This is a genomic window from Polaromonas glacialis (assembly GCF_000709345.1).
GTDB classification, from domain to species: Bacteria; Pseudomonadota; Gammaproteobacteria; order Burkholderiales; family Burkholderiaceae_C; genus Polaromonas; species Polaromonas glacialis.
Genome location: NZ_KL448323.1, coordinates 3,272,235 through 3,288,950, shown reverse-complemented (window position 1 = coordinate 3,288,950; position 16,716 = coordinate 3,272,235). Strand labels below are relative to the sequence as shown.

The following is a 16,716-nucleotide window of genomic DNA, read 5'->3' as shown; positions in this document are numbered from 1 at the left end:
GGACGCTGGAAGACGCGCGAAACATCATGGCGCTGGCCCGGCCCGGCGCGCGCGTGCTGCAGATGGGCGCCGGTTTCATCGGCTGCATCATCATGGAGGCCTTGATGCAGCGCGGCGTGCAGCTTAGCGTGGTCGAGATGGGCGACCGCATGGTGCCGCGCATGATGGGCCCCGTGGCCGGCGGCATGATCAAGGGCTGGTGCGAAAGCCAGGGCGTTCAGGTGTTCACCGGCACGCGGGTCGAGGCCATCTTGCCCGGCGCGCCTTTGTCGGTGCGCCTGTCCAACGGGCAGAGCGTGGCCGCCGACCTGGTCATCAGCGCCACCGGCGTCAGGCCCAACATCGGCTTTCTGGAAAACTCCGGCATCACCTGCCTGCAGGGCGTGCTGACCGACGAGCATTTGCAGACCAGCGTACACGGCGTGTATGCCGCCGGCGACTGCGCCGAGGCTTTCGACAAGGTCAGCGGCACGACGATTGTCAGCGCCATCCAGCCCAACGCGGCCGAGCAGGCCCGGGTGGCCGCGCTCAACATGGTCGGGCAAAAAACCGAATTGCGCGGCGTGACACAGATCAACGTGCTCGACACGCTGGGGCTGATCTCGACCAGCTTTGGCAACTGGCAGGGCGTGCCGGGCAGCGAGCAGGTCGAGTTGACCGACACCCAGGCCGGCGGCGGCCAGGGCCGGCACCTGAGCCTGCAGTTCAAGGACGACGTGCTGGTGGGCTGCAACAGCGTCGGCTGGACCGAACACGTGGGCGTGATGCGCGGCCTGGTCGAAGGCGCGGTGCATCTCGGCCCGTGGAAAGACAAGCTCAAAAGCGACCCGACCCTGCTGATGCAGGCCTACCTGGCCAGCGCCCAGGCGCAGGGCGAGTGGAACGGCGCGGGCGACGCGCGCCGCCGATGAACATCACCTTCAAGCTGTTCGCCACGCTGACCGACTACCTGCCGGTGGGTTCGCGACGCAGCAATATCGTCGAGTTGGACGTGGCGCCCGAGGCCACCATCAGCCAGATCATCGAGCCCTTCGGCCTGCCGCCCAGGCTCGTGCATCTGGTGCTCGTCAACGGCCGCTACATCGCGCCGGAGCTGCGCTTGAACACCACGCTGGCCGAGGGCGACGTGCTGGCCATCTGGCCGCCGATTGCCGGCGGCTGAAAGCGCTGTGCAGTCGCATTACCTTGAGAATTTCGAGCGCGACATGGGTTGCACCGAAGCCGAGTGGCTGGGCTGGCTGTCCGCCGCGCTGGGCGACCACGCCTGGCAGCGCGACGGCGCCAGGGTGGAGGTCCGCATCGGTCCGGGCAGCCTGCGGATTGCCTGGCAATCCGCCCCGCCCCGGATGCTGGGAAGCGTCCGGATTCCGCGCCTGCTGGCAGGGTTTTCTTTTACCGGACTCGACGAGCGCCAGCGCTACACTTTCATGAAGCGCTTTGACCTTTACATGCAGCGCGGCGGCGGCTGATCCGGGTTCCGGCCAGGGCCAGGCTGTCCATTGACCCCCGGGCTTCCCGATGGCACGCGGTGCCATGGCCCCAAGCCATTTAACCCAGAGAGCTGCCCTTGTCCATTCAAACCCTGTACCAGCAAAAACGCATGTCGGCCGCCGACGCCATCGGTGTCGTCATGAACGGCGACACCATCGTGGTGCCTACCGCCGTGGGCGAGCCGCCGGCCCTGCTCACGGCGCTCTCAAGCGCGCGCCGCGAATTCCGCAACGTGCAGGTTTCGCAAATCCTGCCGGTGCGCAAATACGACTACTTCGACCCGGACACCACCGGCCATGTGCGGCATGCGGCCTATTTCTTCAGCGGCATTTCACGCGCCGGCGGGCAGGAAGGCTGGATCGATTTCATCTCGGCGAACTTCTCCGAACTGCCCGACCTGCTCGGCCGCAAGCTGCTGCCTGCCGACGTGGTGCTGTCCATGGCCTCGCCGATGGACGCGCACGGATTTTTCTCGCTGTCGCTGGCGCCCGACTACACCATGGCGGCCATTGCGCAGGCCCGGGCGGTGGTGCTCGAAGTCAACCCGAACGTGCCGTTTGCCAACGGCAACTGCCACATCCACATTTCGCAGGTCACCGCGCTGACGGAAAGCGGGGACCCGCTGCTAGAAGTCGGCCTGCCCAAGATCGGCCCGGTGCAGGAAGCCATCGGCAAGTACGTCGCCGACATGATTCCGGACGGCGCGACGCTGCAGATCGGCTACGGCGGCATTCCCGATGCGGTGGTGATGCAGCTGACACACAAGCATGACCTGGGCGTGCACACCGAGATGATCGGCGACGGCATCATGACGCTGGTCGAGGCCGGCGCCATCACCAACCGCAAGAAGAATTATTTGCCCGGCAAGATGCTGGCGACCTTTGCGCTGGGCTCGAAAAAGTTGTACGACTTTTTGCACCGCAACCCGTCGGTCGAGATGCACCCGGTCAATTTCACCAACGACCCGTTCCTGGCTGGCCAGAACGACAACCTGCACGCCATCAATGCAACGATGCAGATCGACTTCATGGGCCAGTGCGGCTCGGAAAGCCTGGGCTTCGCGCCCTACTCCGGCACCGGCGGCCAGACCGACTTCGTTCGCGCCGCCAACCGCTCCAGCGGCGGCAAGGCCTTCATCGTGCTGCCCTCGACCGCCAAGCACGACACCATCTCGCGCATCGTGCCGGTACTCTCGCCCGGCACGCATGTCAGCACCAGCAAGAACGACATCAACTACGTGGTGACCGAATACGGCGTGGCCCAGCTGCGCGGCAAGACCGCGCGCCAGCGCTGCGAGGCGCTGATCGCGATTGCGCACCCGGACTTTCGCGCCGAGCTGCGCGATGCAGCGAAGAAGATGAAGCTGCTCTGAGGCAGGCGGGGCCATGGAAACCCTGCCGCACTGCAGGCAGGGTTTTTGCAGGTTTCAATGAAGAAATATGTCTTTTGCGCAGTCTGTATAAGCGCAAGCAGCTATTTTATCCATAGCAAATATCCGTTGGCTGGCCTGTCGCCAACTTACAGCGTATGCGTCACCAGCTTGAAATCGGGGTCTTCGGCAAACGGCTTGATGGTGTAGCCCAGGCTTTTCATGAGCTTGAGCATGCCGGGGTTGTGCGCCAGCACCAGGCCCTCTATTTCCGACAAGCCCTTTTCCCGGGCCACGTCCATGATGCTGAGCATCAGCCGCGAGCCCAGGCCCTTGCCGCTGAAGTCGTCGGCGACCACCAGCGCGAATTCGCAGCTCGACTGGTCGGGATTCGTGACGTAGCGTGACACGCCGACGATGCGCTCGGTTTCCGGCACCTCGCTGCTGGCGCCCGAGCGGCGTTCCTTGAACACGGCGACCAGCGCCATTTCGCGGTCGTAGTCGATCAGCGTGAAGCGCGCCAGCATGCTCGGCGGCAGCTCGACCATGGAAGAGACGAAGCGGAAATAGCGGCTTTCCTGCGACAGGTGCGACATCATTTCCTGCAGCATCTGGGCATCGTCCGGGTGGATCGGGCGCACGGTGTATTCGCCGCCGCCACGCAAGGGCCAGACCTGCTCGTAGCGCGCCGGGTACGGCAGGATGGACAGGTGGCTGTAGGTGTTGGCGCGGCCGCTGATGGCCTGCGGCGCATTGTCGATCGCGATGCGCGCATCGACCGCCACGGCGCCGGATTCGTCCACGATGATCGGGTTGATGTCCATCTCGCGCAGCTGCGGCAGCTCGCAGACCATTTCCGAGACGCGCAGCAAAATTTGCTCCAGCGCCTTCATGTTCACCGGCGTGGCGCCGCGCCAGGCGCCCAGGGTCTCGGCCACGCGCGAGCGGCCGATCAGGTGGCGCGCCAGGAACTGGTTGAGCGGCGGCAGCTCCATCGCCCGGTCGTCGATCAGCTCAATCATGGTGCCGCCCGCGCCAAAGGCAATCACCGGGCCGAACGGGTCGTCGGTGACCAGGCCGACGCAGACTTCGCGGCCACGCTTGGCGCGCGCCATGGTCTGCACCGTCACGCCGTTGATGCGCGCATTGGGCTTGAGGCGGGCGACGGTCTGCATCATCTCGGTGAAGGTGTCGCGCACGCCGGTGGCGTTCAGGATGTTCAGCGCCACGCCTTCGACGTCGGACTTGTGGCTGATGTCGGGCGAGTCGATCTTCAGCGCCACCGGAAAGCCGAGCTGCGTGGCGATCATCATGGCTTCGTTGGCGGTGCGCGCCAGGATGGTCTGCGTGACCGGAATGTGGAACGCCGACAGCAGCGTTTTCGACTCCATCTCGGTCAGCACCTTGCGGCGCTCGGCCAGCACGTTCTCGATGATCAAGCGCGCGCCCTCGATGTCGGGCTTGGCCAGCGTCGACAGCGGCGGCGGCGTTTGCTGCAGCAGCTGCTGGTTCTTGTAGAACGAGGCAATGTTGCCAAACGCGCCGACCGCCGCTTCCGGCGTGCGAAAGGTCGGAATCGCCGCATCGTTCAGAATCCCGCGCCCCGCCACCACCGACGCATCGCCCATCCAGCACGACAGCAGCGGCTTGCCCATGCTGCGCTTGACCTCGGCCAGCGTGCGCGCCACTTCGGCGGCATCGATGCCTTCCTTGGGCGAGAAGATCGCCAGCACGCCGTCGACCTGCCGGTCCTTGCCGGCGGCCTCGATGGCGGCCTTGTAGTGTTCAGGCGTGGCTTCCTCGGACAGGTCGATCAGGTCGGACAGCGACGCCAGTTCGGGCAAGAGCAGCTTCAGGGCGCTGGACGATTCCGGCGACAGCTTGCCCAGTTCCAGATGGATTTCATTCACCCAGTCGGCCGCCAGCACGCCGGGTCCGCCGCCGTTGGTGACGATGGCCAGCCGGTTGCCGACCGGGCGGTAACGCGAGGCCAGGCACTTGGCGGCCGAAAAAAGCTCGACAAACGAGCGCACGCGCACCGCGCCGGCGCGGCGCAGGGCGGCGTCGAACACATCGTCGCTGCCGACGATGGCGCCGCTGTGGGTTTGCGCGGCCTCGTTGCCGGCCGGCCGGCGGCCGGCCTTGAGCACCACCACCGGCTTGGCGTTGGCGGCCGAGCGCAGCGCGCTCATGAAGCGGCGCGCGCTGGAGATGCCTTCAAGGTAGATGACGATGCTCTGGGTGTGCCGGTCGTTGGCCAGGAAATCGAGCACCTGGGCAATATCGACCGAGGTGTTGGGCCCCAGCGACACCACCGATGAAAAGCCGACGCCGTTCTTGCTGGCCCAGTCGAGGATGGACGACGTCAGCGCGCCGGACTGCGACACCAGCGCCAGCGAACCCGCCCTTGCCATCGGCCCGGCGGCGCTGGCGTTGAGCATGAGGTGCGGGCGCTGCAGGCCCAGGCCGTTGGGCCCCATCAGGAAAACCCCTTCACGGCGCGCAATCCGCTTGAGTTCGGCGGCGCCGTCGGCATTGATGCCGCTGGTGATCACCAGCGCCGAGCGGCAGGTCATGCGCCCGGCAATTTCCAGCGCGGCGGCGACTTCCGCCGGCGGCAGCGCAATGATCGCCAGGTCGGCGCCGGTCTGCGCCAGGTCGGCCAGCGTGCCGGTGGTGTGGATGTCCAGGAACTGCAGGGTGCCGGTGTATTTCTGGGCGCGCAGGGCCTGGTGCAGCACCCGGGCGCGCGATGTCAGGCTGTCCGGGTCATCGACCTGGCCGGCAAAGACGACGATGGACTGCGGGGCGAAAAGCGGGGTGAGGTAGTGTTTGTCCATAAGAGGGCTTTCATTTCATTGCTATTTTTAGATTCGTTGGGCCGTGGCCCGCCCGCCCTGCACCGGCACTGGCCGCGACGATGCGCGTGCATCGTCGCGGCACGGGAAATCAGTCGGCGCCAATCAGCACCTTGACATGGGCCGCCACGCTGCGCGCCAGCGGGTTCAGCACATAGCCGCCTTCCAGGCAGGATATGACCCGGCCCTGGCAGTGCTGCACGGCCACTTTCATGATCTGCTTGGTGACCCATTCGTAGTCGGCCTCTACCAGTCCCAGGTTGCCCATGTCGTCCTCGCGGTGGCCGTCGAAGCCGGCGGAAACATAGATCAGCTCGGGCTTGAAGGCATTCAGGGCGGGCAGCCAGTGGGTGGTGACGGCTTCGCGGAACTTGTCGCTGCCCGAGCGCGACGGCAGGCCGACGTTGACCATGTTCGGCCCCGTGGCGTTTTCGCCGGTGAAGGGGTAGATGCCCTGCTCGAAGATCGAGCACATCAGCACGCGATCGTCGCCGCGAAAGATGTCTTCGCTGCCGTTGCCGTGGTGTACGTCGAAGTCGATCAGCGCGACGCGCTGCAGGCCGTGCCGGGTCAGCGCGTGGCGGATGCCGACGGCCACGTTGTTGAAAAAGCAAAAGCCCATGGCGGCGTCGCGCTGCGCATGGTGGCCGGGCGGGCGCACGCAGCAAAAGGCGCTGGGCGCTTCGCCCGTCAGCACCAGGTCGGTGGCCAGCACCGCCGAGCCGGCTGCGCGCAGGGCTGCCGTGACGGTGAACGGGTTCATGTCGGTGTCGGGATCGACCTTGTGGTAGCCCTCGGCCGGCGATGCGGCCATGAGTTCGCTGACATAGCGCGAGGAATGGGCATGGGCCAGCTGCTCTGGCGTGGCCAGCGGCGCGTCATACGGATGCATGTAGTCGAGCAGGCCCTTGACCAGCAGCATGTCGTTGATGGCTCCCAGCCGCTCCGGGCACTCGGGATGGTGCGCGCCCATTTCGTGGCGCGCGCAATCGGCGTGGGTGATGTAGGCAGGCAGCATGGTTTTGTCTCCTTGGGGGGTGCTCTGGCGACTGCGGCCAGATGCGCCTTTTAGTCTAGTCCGGCCTTGCTGCTGCATCTTGATGTAAAACAAATATCAAGGGTTGGCACGCACTCGGGACGCGGCATGCAGCGCTGGAAAAAAATGGAATCTGAATGTAAAAACGCCCCAGGCCGTTTCGAGGCGGGCTGGGGGCGCTGTCAATGACGCCTTAAAAAAGGGATGTCCGCACCAATCAGATGCGCTCGAAGATCGCCGCGATGCCCTGCCCGCCGCCGATGCACATCGTCACCAGCGCGTAGCGGCCCTGAATGCGCTGCAGCTCGTACACGGCCTTGACGGTGAGCAACGCGCCGGTGGCGCCAATCGGGTGGCCGAGCGAAATGCCCGAGCCGTTGGGGTTGACCTTGGCCGGGTCCAGGCCGAGGTCGCGCGTGACGGCGCAGGCTTGAGCGGCAAAGGCTTCGTTGGCCTCGATCACGTCCAGGTCGTTGACGCTCAAGCCGGCTTTTTTCAGCGCCATCTGCGTGGCTGGCACCGGGCCGATGCCCATGAACTTGGGGTCCACGCCAGCGTGCGCATAAGCGACCAGGCGGGCCAGCGGCTTGAGGCCACGGGCCTTGGCCACGCTAGATTCCATCAGCACCACGGCCGCCGCGGCGTCGTTGATGCCCGAGGCATTGCCGGCAGTCACCGTGCCGTTTTCCTTGATGAACACGGGTTTGAGCTTGGCCATGTCGGCCAGCGTGCAGTTGGGTCGGAAATGCTCGTCGGTGTCATAGGCGACTTCGCCCTTGCGGCTTTTCAGCATGACCGGGACGATCTGCTCCTTGAAGTAGCCCGCCTCGATGGCCTTCTGGGCGCGGTTGTGGCTTTCAACGGCCAGCGCGTCCTGCTCTTCGCGGCTGATGCCCCACTTGGCGGCAATGTTCTCGGCCGTCACGCCCATGTGGATGGTGTGGAAGGGGTCGTGCAGCGCGCCGACCACCATGTCGATCATCTTGGTGTCGCCCATGCGCGCGCCAAAGCGGGTGGCCAGGCTGGCGTAGGGGCCGCGGCTCATGTTCTCGGCGCCGCCGCCGATGGCGATGTCGGCATCGCCCAATAAAATGCTCTGGCTGGCCGAGATGATGGCCTGCAGGCCCGAGCCGCACAGGCGGTTGACGTTGAACGCCGGCGTGCCTTCGGCGCAGCCGCCGTTGACGGCCGCCACGCGCGACAAATACATGTCTTTTGCTTCAGTGTTGACCACATGGCCGAACACCACGTGGCCGACATCCTTGCCCTCGACGCCGGCGCGCGAGAGCGATTCACGCACCACCAGCGCGGCCAGTTCGGTGGGCGGCGTGTCCTTCAGGCTGCCGCCGAAGGTTCCAATGGCGGTGCGCACACCGCTGACAACTACAACTTCACGGGTCATGAATATCTCCTGGGTTTTAAAAAGCCGCTTGAAGTGTGAACCGTTTTGGCTACGCCCGGCTGACACGGGAATTGGCAAGAGTCAGTATGGCATTGATGGCGAAGACGGGCCGGGCATCCCGTTGATTTTCATCATTTGCAAGCTAAAAATGGCTTTTGCGCAATAACGGCGTGCGTTGACTGCTATCAAAAAATAAGAGGCCGAACCTGCCCGTTCACGCCGTCAGGCGCTGCGCGGCGAACAGCACCTGGTCAATCACTGCCTGCACTTTCTGGCGGTGGCTGTCGTTCACCAGCGCGCCTTGTGTATCGAATGCAGCCCCCGCGTTGCCCAGCGCAAAGGTCGTGGGCGCCACCCAGCATTGCGAATTGAACAGCAGCGGCACCAGGTGGCTTTGCGAGCGCAGGCCGCCCAGCGCGCCGGGCGAGGCGCTGAGCACGCCCACCACCTTGCCGGTGAAGGACTTGAAGCCGTCGCTCCAGTCCGCATCGCCCTTGACCGGGCTGGACACCCAGTCGATGGTGTTCTTCAGCAGCGCGGTGTAGCTGCCGTTGTATTCGGGCGAGCAGATGATCCATGCCGGGTGTGCGTGCATCATTTCCTTGAGCTTCATCACGTCGGGCGGCGTTCCACGCGCTTCCAGATCGGCGTTGTACATCGGAATGTCGAAGTCCACCAGTTCAATGTGCGTGACTTCGGCGCCGCTGGCGCGTCCCAAGGCGGCGGCCACGCCGGCCAGCTTGCGGTTGAACGAATCGAGGCGGGTGCTGCCGGCAAAAACGAGCAGCCTGGGGAGGGGTTTTGGAAGGGTCATGGAATTGATTTCATCACAGCCCGGCAGGCGAATGCCCTGGTGGTGGTCCGTTTTGGGAGGAAACGATAAAATGTACAAATAACCTTACTTGTACAAAATGCATACCATTCCCTTGAGCGAATTTCGCGCCAATGCATCCGCCATGATTGACCGGGTCGAGCGCGGTGAAACCGTCCTGATCCTGCGCCATGGCAAGCCCGTGGCCGAACTGGTGCCGGTCCGGGCCGACGTGGCGGCTGAGCTTCCCAGCTACAAGCGCCCGTTTGAACCCTTGCTCCAGCTGCCGCCCGGCTATTCGGCGGTCAAGGCCTTGCTCGATGAGCGTGACAGCGCACCGTGGTGAAAAAGCCTGCATGAAAATTCTTTTTGACACATCGGCTTTGCTCAAGCGCTACCTGCCTGAAAACGGCCGCGAGGCCGTCTTGAGGCTGGTGGCCAGCGCCACGACGGCGGTGGCCGCGCCGCATTGCAAGGTCGAGCTTTATTCGGCCCTGAACCGGGTGCGGCGCGAAACCCAGGCCAGCGACGCCTCCTACCACGACACCTGCGCCGAGGTGGAGCGCAATTTTTCCGACATGCAGGTGGTGCCCTTGAGCGCCGGTGTCGAGCGCTATGCGATCCGGGCGCTGGAAGCCAGTGCCATGCGCGGCATGGATGCCCTGCATGTGGGCGCCGCGCTGTCGGCCGGAGTCGATCTGTTCGTGACGGCGGATGTCCGCCAGTTCAACGGCGCCCAGGCGCTTGGCCTGAATGCCACTTTATTGAAGGATGCGTGATGACCTCACCCTATGTTTATCCCCAGGAATTTGACGTGATCGTGGTCGGCGGCGGCCATGCGGGCACCGAGGCCGCGCTGGCCGCAGCCCGCATGGGCTGCAAGACGCTGCTCTTGAGCCACAACATCGAGACGCTCGGGCAGATGAGCTGCAATCCGTCGATAGGCGGGATCGGCAAAGGCCATCTGGTCAAGGAAGTGGACGCCATGGGCGGCGCGATGGCGCTCGCCACCGACGAAGGCGGCATCCAGTTCCGCATCCTCAATTCCAGCAAGGGTCCGGCCGTGCGCGCCACCCGGGCGCAGGCCGACCGGATTTTGTACAAGGCGGCGATTCGCCGCATGGTCGAGAACCAGCCCAACCTGTGGCTGTTCCAGCAGGCGGTCGATGACCTGATGGTCGAGGGCGACCGCGTGGTTGGCGCGGTGACGCAGGTCGGCATCAGGTTCCGTTCGCGCACCGTGGTGCTGACGGCCGGGACTTTCCTGGACGGCAAGATCCATGTCGGCCTGAGCAACTATGCGGCGGGTCGCGCCGGCGACCCGCCGGCCGTGTCGCTCAGCAGCAGGCTGAAGGAGCTCAAGCTGCCGCAAGGCCGGCTGAAAACCGGCACGCCGCCGCGCATCGACGGCCGCTCGATCGACTTCAGCAAGTGCGGCGTCCAGCCGGGCGACGGCATGCCGGGCGGCACGCCCGGGCCGGTGCCGGTGTTCAGCTTCATGGGCGGAAATATTCCGCATCCGAGGCAGATGCCCTGCTGGATCACGCACACCAACGAGCGCACGCACGACATCATCCGCTCGGGCTTTGACCGCAGCCCGATGTTCACCGGCAAGATCGACGGCGTCGGGCCGCGCTACTGCCCGAGCGTGGAAGACAAGATCAACCGCTTTGCCGGCAAGGACAGCCACCAGATTTTCCTGGAGCCCGAAGGCTTGACGACGCACGAAATCTACCCCAATGGTATATCGACCAGCCTGCCCTTCGACATCCAGTACGCGCTGGTGCGGTCGATGTCTGGCATGGAAAACGCGCACATCCTGCGGCCCGGCTACGCAATTGAATACGACTATTTCGACCCGCGCGCCCTCAAGACGACATTCGAAACCCGGGCGATTGGCGGGCTGTTCTTTGCCGGCCAGATCAACGGCACCACGGGCTACGAGGAAGCCGCCGCCCAGGGCATGTTCGCCGGCATCAACGCAGCATTGCAATGCCAGGGCAAGGATGCATGGCTTCCCAAGCGCGACGAGGCTTACCTGGGCGTGCTGGTCGATGACCTGATCACCAAGGGTGTGACCGAGCCCTACCGCATGTTCACCAGCCGCGCCGAGTTCCGCCTGATGCTGCGCGAGGACAATGCCGACATGCGCCTGACAGAAAAAGGGCGCGAACTGGGCCTGGTCGATGACGCCCGCTGGGACGCCTTCAACCGCAAGCGCGACATTGTTTCACGTGAAACACAGCGCCTGCGCTCGCTCTGGATCAATCCGAACAACCTGCCCGCCAGCGAGGCCGAGCGCGTGCTGGGAAAGGCGATCGAGCGCGAATACAACCTGGCCGATCTGCTGCGCCGCCCCGATGTGAATTACGCCGGGCTGATGTCGCTCGATGGCGGGAAATATGCCAACCCTGAAATTTCGACAGGCGATTCCGATGTTTCACGTGAAACATCGACGGGCGAAGCATTGCCGGCAGATTTGATCAAAAGCGTGATCGAGCAAATCGAGATCACCGCCAAGTACGCCGGCTACATCGACCTGCAAAAAGTCGAGGTCGAACGCGCCGCGCATTACGAAAATCTCAAGCTCCCGGCTGATCTGGATTATCTGCAAGTCTCGGCATTGAGTTTTGAGGCGCGGCAGACCCTGTCCAAGCACCGGCCCGAAACCCTTGGACTGGCATCGCGCATCCAGGGCATCACGCCGGCCACCATTTCGCTGTTGCTGGTGCATTTGAAAAAGAATTTGTGGAAGAACACGGTTCCCCTGAAATCCACTGAACAGGCGGAAGTCTGATGGCGGCTACAGAAAAAGACCTGCGCGCCACTTTGCTGGCTGGACTCGCCGAACTGCGGTTGCAATTGAGCGAGCCGCAAATCAGCCAGTTGCTGGACTACCAGGCGATGATCGGCAAATGGACGCAGGTCTACAACCTGACCTCGGTGCGCGATCCCGCAGAAATGATGACGCATCATTTGCTCGACAGCTTGTCGGTGGTGCCAGCCTTGCAGCGCTACCTGCTGGGGGCCGGGCTGGCGCAGGGCAGCCGCTTGCTCGATGTGGGCTCGGGCGCGGGCCTGCCGGGCGTGGTGATTGCGATTTGCTGTCCGGCCGTCAGCGTGACCTGCGTGGACACCGTCGCCAAAAAGGCAGCCTTCATCAAGCAGGCGGCACTTGCCTTGAAGCTGCCGAACCTTGCCGGACTGCATGCGCGGGTCGAAAGCATCACCGAGCCCTTCGATGTGATCTGCTCGCGGGCGTTTGCCTCGCTGGCTGATTTCACCAATTGGTCAGTGGGTGCGCTGGCGCCGCAGGGCGTGTGGATGGCGATGAAGGGCAAGCATCCAGCCGATGAGTTGCTGACTTTGCCCAAAATCATTGCGATGTTTCACGTGGAACAATTGAAGGTTCCCGGCCTGGATGCCGAGCGCTGCCTCCTCTGGCTGCGGCCCGTGTCGTAAACTCAGGGTCTCTACTATTGGAACCATCCATGCCGGCTTCGTTCGTTGGTGTTGCCGACTATGGCGCTTTTGTTGTTGCCATCCTGGTCTTTCTGGCCATTCCCGGTCCCGGCAACCTGGCGTTGATCACCTCGACCGGCAAGGGCGGCATTGCCGGCGGCATGGGCGCTACCCTGGGCGTGATTGCCGGTGACCAGGTGCTGCTCTGGGCGGCCGTGGCGGGCGTGTCGGCCCTGATGGCGGCCTACCCTTCCGCTTTTCATGCCGTTCAGTGGCTGGGCGCCCTGTACCTGGCCTGGCTGGGTTTGAAGATGCTGCTGGCCAAGCCTGGCGCGGCCCCGATCCTGCAGATCAAGCCGCGCCACTATTTTCGCCAGGCGCTGCTGATCACGCTACTCAACCCCAAGGCCATCGTGTTTTACCTGGCTTTCTTTCCGCTGTTCGTCGATCCGGCGCAGCACCAGGGCCTCAAGACCTTTGGCGTGATGGCTGCCACCATCGCGGTGCTGACATTTCTTTATGGCCTGACGGCCGTGCTGCTGACCTGGAAACTGGCCGCGCGTATTCGGGCCAATCCCAAAATATCGATGATGCTTGAAAAGGCAGCCGGCATGTTCCTGATTGCCTTTGGCATCAAGCTCGCCCTTTCCCGGTAAATCGGACACTGCAATCCTCGATTCCCTCAACGGAACGACAACTCAACAAGACGCTATGGCCAAAATATTCTGCATTGCCAATCAAAAGGGCGGCGTGGGCAAGACCACCACCACCGTCAACCTGGCCGCCGGACTGGTCCAGGTCGGCCAGCGGGTGCTGATGGTGGACCTGGACCCGCAGGGCAATGCCACCATGGGCTCGGGTGTTGACAAGCGCAAGCTGGCCATGACGGTGTATGACGTGTTGCTCGAAGCCGCATCCATCGTCGATGCCCGGGTCCACAGCGAGAAAAGCGGCTACGACGTGCTCGGCGCCAACCGCGAGCTTTCAGGCGCCGAGATCGAGCTGGTGGCGCTGGAGCGCCGCGAAAAGCGTCTGAAGCAGGCACTGGCCAAGGTGGACAAGGACTACGATTTCATTTTGATCGACTGCCCGCCGTCGCTGTCGATGCTGACCCTCAACGGGCTGTGCGCGGCGCACGGCGTGATCGTTCCGATGCAGTGCGAGTACTTCGCGCTCGAAGGCGTGACCGACCTGGTCAACACCATCAAGCAGGTGCATGCCAACCTGAACAAGGACTTGCAGATCATCGGCCTGCTGCGCGTCATGTTCGACCCGCGCATCACGCTGCAGCAGCAGGTCAGCGAGCAGCTCAAGGGGCATTTCGGCGACAAGGTGTTCAACACCGTGATTCCGCGCAATGTCCGCTTGGCCGAAGCGCCGAGCTACGGCCTGCCCGGCGTGATTTTCGACCCGTCCTCCAAGGGCGCGCAGGCCTTCGTGGCCTTTGCGCAGGAGATGGTCGGGCGCATTTTGTAGGCACGACGCGTCATTTATTGATTAAAACCATCGTTTGCGCATGTCCAGCATGCATGAGTAGCTATAAAAAATGTAGCAAACGCATGATTTTTGCGTTTACCGCCCTGAAGGTTGGACCCGACCCATGAATCCTCGCAACGTATTGATTCTTCCCGGCTGGCAAGGCAGCAGCCTTGAGCACTGGCAAAGCCGCTGGGAGCGCCTGCACGGCTACACCCGGGTCGAGCAGCACGACTGGATGCGCCCGCTGCGGGGCGACTGGATTGCGCGGCTTGAGGATGTGCTGCTGTCGTGCGATATCGAAGGGGATGGGCCGGCCGTGCTGGTCGCGCACAGCCTGGGTTGCCAGCATGTGGCCGCCTGGGCCGCGCACAGCCGCAACACCCACCGGGTGAAGGCCGCGCTGCTGGTCGCGCCGCCCGATGTCGAGCGCGACGATGTGCGCGCGCTGCTGCCCAGCTGGTCACCGGTTGCATTGGGGAAACTGTCTTTCAGGACGGAGCTGCTTGCCAGCAGCAACGACCCCTTCTGCAGCCTGGAGCGCGCCCGGCAGTTTGCCTCGGCCTGGGGCGCCGACCTTGTCGATGCCGGCGCGTGCGGCCACCTGAATGCCGAAAGCGGCCTCGGCGACTGGCCGCAGGCGCATGCGCAACTGCTCAAGCTGATGCGTGATACTTCCGCCTGAGCGCGACCCGACCGCGCTACCGTTCATACCGATTCAAAGAAAGACAAGACAACGCCATGGTCACCAAAAAACAAAAAGGGCTGGGTCGCGGACTCGAAGCGCTGCTCGGCCCCAAGGTCGATGACTCGCCCGAGGCTGCCCAAGCCCTGAGCGCGGCCAGCAGCCCCGGCCTGCCGGCGTCGCTGCTGCTCGACGACCTGGTGCCGGGCCAGTACCAGCCGCGCACCCGCATGGACGAGGGCGCGCTATACGAGCTGGCCGAATCGATCAAGGTGCAGGGCATCATGCAGCCCATCCTGGTGCGCCGCCTCAAGGGCGGCAGCAACAGCGGCAAGTACGAGATCATTGCCGGTGAACGGCGCTTCCGGGCGGCGCGGCTGGCCGGGCTCGACAGCCTGCCGGTGCTGATCCGCGACGTGCCCGACGAGTCGGCGGCCGCCATGTCGCTGATCGAGAACATCCAGCGCGAAGACCTCAACCCGCTGGAGGAAGCGCAGGGCCTGCAGCGCCTGGTGAAGGAGTTCGGCATGACGCACGAGCTGGCGGCGCAGGCCGTGGGCCGCTCGCGCAGCGCCGCGTCCAACCTGCTGCGCCTGCTGAACCTGGCCGACCCGGTGCAAACCATGCTGATGGCCGGCGACCTGGACATGGGCCATGCGCGCGCGCTGCTGGCGCTGGACCGGGCCACGCAGATCACCGCCGCAAACCAGATCACCGCGCGCAAGCTGTCGGTGCGCGAGGCCGAAAGCCTGGTCAAAAAGCTCGGCAGCGAGTTTTCGCTGACGCCGAACCAGGCCAGGCCTGAAAAGGCGCGCGACACCCTGCGGGTTGAGGAAGAACTGGCCGACCTGCTGATGGCCGATGTCGATGTCCGCATCAAGAAGCAGGTCAAGCGCAACGGCAAGCGGGAAGCCGTGGGCGAGCTGGCGATCCAGTTCTCGTCGCTCGACGAGATCAACGGGCTGATCGAACGCCTGCGCCGTACCGCCTGACGCCCGTAACAAAGTTTCAGTAACCAGGTTACAGCGCCATTTCGCAGTGGAATACCGCGATGTTCCGGGCAGGCTGACAGCGCCAGGGCTGACGGTATGGCAGCTTGGCTGGCTTTATTCCTACGTTGACTAGGGCTTATTCCCGTTTTTTTTAAGCAGCCGCAGGCCTGAGCATGAAGGCATTCGAAACTTTTGGCCCATGCCCTTCATGCCATGCCTTCCACCGCCAGCCTTGAAATCTGCCGCCCGCCCTTGACGCTTCTGGCAACCGAACCGTGGCGCGCCGCGCTGGAGTTCCTGTCTTCCAGGTTCAGCGATGTCGGGCAAAGGAAGATGGTCCCCGCAGGCGACGGACACCCGGTCATCATTTTTCCGGGCCTTGCCACCGACAGTTCGGCCATTGCCCCGTTGCGCGACTACTGCGAATCCCTCGGCTACAGCACGCTGGACTGGGGCAGGGGTTTCAACACCGGCCCCAAAGGCGACCTGGACCGCTGGCTGGCAGACCTGGCCGCGCACACCGCCGATCTGCTGGGCGGGCACCAGGGCAAAGCCACGCTGATTGGCTGGAGCCTGGGCGGCATGTATGCCCGCGAAGTGGGAAAGCTGCTGGCGCCGCAGGTGCGCCAGGTCATCACCATCGGCACGCCGTTCAATGCCGAGGCGGACCACACCAACGTCGGCTGGCTGTTCCGGCTGCTCAGCGGCACGTCGGCGGCCATCGATCCGGCGCTGAGCCAGCGACTGCGCACGCCGCCGCCGCTGCCCACGACCTCGATCTACAGCCGCTCCGACGGCGTGGTGGCCTGGGAAACCTGCCGCCATGCGCGTCCCGCCAGGCAGGTGCAGGACATCGAGATCAAGGGCAGCCACATCGGCATGGGCTGGAACCCGGCGGTGCTGCAGATCGTCGGCGACCGCTTGGGCCAGCATCCGGCCAACTGGCAACCGTATCAACACGCCGCCTGAGTGTTGCGCTGGGTTGCGCGATTTTTCGGGCAGCGCTGCGCTGTAGGCAGCGTGCTTCATCCTTGCGCAAGGCTCCTTGGGCGCTATCCGGTTCGTCATCCTTGAAAATAGCGCGGCTGCGCATGAATCCAGTGGCAGGCCAGCACACCGCCAAGCCGCCGCGCT

Annotated in this window: 18 protein-coding genes; 14 read left to right on the top strand and 4 right to left on the bottom strand. The window is 64.2% G+C overall.

Going from position 1 to position 16,716, the window contains the following annotated elements; all coding sequences use genetic code 11:
• The 4 genes from EC86_RS26250 to EC86_RS0116110 all read left to right on the top strand — a co-directional run.
• A partial coding sequence (locus EC86_RS26250) for an NAD(P)/FAD-dependent oxidoreductase (RefSeq protein WP_232229917.1) occupies positions 1-911 on the top strand: 911 nt, incomplete at its 5' end.
• Positions 908-1,162: a MoaD/ThiS family protein gene (locus EC86_RS0116120; RefSeq protein WP_029526789.1), complete on the top strand. Its 255-nt coding sequence runs from the start codon at positions 908-910 to the stop codon at positions 1,160-1,162. The genes EC86_RS26250 and EC86_RS0116120, both read left to right, overlap by 4 nt.
• 7 nt (positions 1,163-1,169) lie before the next feature.
• On the top strand, positions 1,170-1,469 hold the full coding sequence (locus EC86_RS0116115; protein WP_029526788.1) for a hypothetical protein: 300 nt from the start codon (positions 1,170-1,172) through the stop codon (positions 1,467-1,469).
• Positions 1,470-1,567: 98 nt separating this feature from the next.
• A complete protein-coding gene (locus EC86_RS0116110; protein WP_029526787.1) occupies positions 1,568-2,863 on the top strand; it encodes an acetyl-CoA hydrolase/transferase family protein in 1,296 nt (431 codons plus the stop codon).
• Between the two features lie 146 nt (positions 2,864-3,009).
• Here the strand turns inward: EC86_RS0116110 and EC86_RS0116105 are convergent, their stop codons facing one another.
• The 3 genes from EC86_RS0116105 to bktB form a co-directional block, all read right to left on the bottom strand.
• On the bottom strand, positions 3,010-5,700 hold the full coding sequence (locus EC86_RS0116105; RefSeq protein ID WP_029526786.1) for a bifunctional acetate--CoA ligase family protein/GNAT family N-acetyltransferase: 2,691 nt from the start codon (positions 5,698-5,700) through the stop codon (positions 3,010-3,012).
• 109 nt (positions 5,701-5,809) lie between these two features.
• Positions 5,810-6,736 (bottom strand): histone deacetylase family protein, encoded by a 927-nt coding sequence (locus tag EC86_RS0116100; RefSeq protein ID WP_029526785.1) that lies wholly within the window; start codon positions 6,734-6,736, stop codon positions 5,810-5,812.
• Positions 6,737-6,971: 235 nt separating this feature from the next.
• Positions 6,972-8,156 carry a beta-ketothiolase BktB gene (gene bktB, locus EC86_RS0116095; RefSeq protein ID WP_029526784.1) on the bottom strand — a complete coding sequence of 395 codons (1,185 nt, stop codon included), beginning with the start codon at positions 8,154-8,156 and terminating at the stop codon, positions 6,972-6,974.
• Here bktB and EC86_RS28915 point away from each other — a divergent pair.
• Positions 8,155-8,322: a hypothetical protein gene (locus EC86_RS28915; protein ID WP_156955338.1), complete on the top strand. Its 168-nt coding sequence runs from the start codon at positions 8,155-8,157 to the stop codon at positions 8,320-8,322. The genes bktB and EC86_RS28915 overlap by 2 nt on opposite strands.
• Positions 8,323-8,370: 48 nt before the next feature.
• On the opposite strand, the gene EC86_RS0116085 is transcribed toward EC86_RS28915, so the two are convergent.
• Positions 8,371-8,970, bottom strand: a complete 600-nt coding sequence (locus tag EC86_RS0116085; RefSeq protein WP_029526783.1) for an NADPH-dependent FMN reductase — start codon at positions 8,968-8,970, stop codon at positions 8,371-8,373.
• A 97-nt stretch (positions 8,971-9,067) separates the two neighbouring features.
• On the opposite strand from EC86_RS0116085, the gene EC86_RS0116080 reads away from it, so the two are divergent.
• The 9 genes from EC86_RS0116080 to EC86_RS0116040 all read left to right on the top strand — a co-directional run bounded on the left by EC86_RS0116080 (position 9,068) and on the right by EC86_RS0116040 (position 16,551).
• Positions 9,068-9,313 (top strand): type II toxin-antitoxin system Phd/YefM family antitoxin, encoded by a 246-nt coding sequence (locus EC86_RS0116080; protein ID WP_029526782.1) that lies wholly within the window; start codon positions 9,068-9,070, stop codon positions 9,311-9,313.
• Positions 9,314-9,323: 10 nt separating this feature from the next.
• Entirely contained in the window at positions 9,324-9,746 is a 423-nt protein-coding gene (locus tag EC86_RS27125; protein WP_198026806.1) for a type II toxin-antitoxin system VapC family toxin, read from the top strand.
• Positions 9,746-11,764 carry a tRNA uridine-5-carboxymethylaminomethyl(34) synthesis enzyme MnmG gene (gene mnmG, locus EC86_RS0116070; RefSeq protein ID WP_029526780.1) on the top strand — a complete coding sequence of 673 codons (2,019 nt, stop codon included), beginning with the start codon at positions 9,746-9,748 and terminating at the stop codon, positions 11,762-11,764. Before EC86_RS27125 ends, mnmG begins: the two co-directional genes overlap by 1 nt.
• Positions 11,761-12,429, top strand: coding sequence for a 16S rRNA (guanine(527)-N(7))-methyltransferase RsmG (gene rsmG, locus EC86_RS0116065; protein ID WP_408633925.1), 669 nt, complete (start codon positions 11,761-11,763; stop codon positions 12,427-12,429). The genes mnmG and rsmG overlap by 4 nt, the downstream gene beginning before the upstream one ends.
• A 29-nt stretch (positions 12,430-12,458) precedes the next feature.
• Positions 12,459-13,085: a LysE family transporter gene (locus EC86_RS0116060; RefSeq protein WP_029526776.1), complete on the top strand. Its 627-nt coding sequence runs from the start codon at positions 12,459-12,461 to the stop codon at positions 13,083-13,085.
• 55 nt (positions 13,086-13,140) lie between these two features.
• Positions 13,141-13,905, top strand: coding sequence for a ParA family protein (locus tag EC86_RS0116055; RefSeq protein WP_029526775.1), 765 nt, complete (start codon positions 13,141-13,143; stop codon positions 13,903-13,905).
• 124 nt (positions 13,906-14,029) lie between these two features.
• On the top strand, positions 14,030-14,590 hold the full coding sequence (locus tag EC86_RS0116050) for an RBBP9/YdeN family alpha/beta hydrolase (RefSeq protein ID WP_029526774.1): 561 nt from the start codon (positions 14,030-14,032) through the stop codon (positions 14,588-14,590).
• Positions 14,591-14,646: 56 nt separating this feature from the next.
• Complete coding sequence (locus EC86_RS0116045; RefSeq protein ID WP_029526773.1) at positions 14,647-15,582, top strand: ParB/RepB/Spo0J family partition protein; 936 nt, start codon at positions 14,647-14,649, stop codon at positions 15,580-15,582.
• Between the two features lie 213 nt (positions 15,583-15,795).
• Entirely contained in the window at positions 15,796-16,551 is a 756-nt protein-coding gene (locus tag EC86_RS0116040) for an alpha/beta fold hydrolase (RefSeq protein ID WP_029526772.1), read from the top strand.
• Positions 16,552-16,716: the final 165 nt, after the last annotated feature.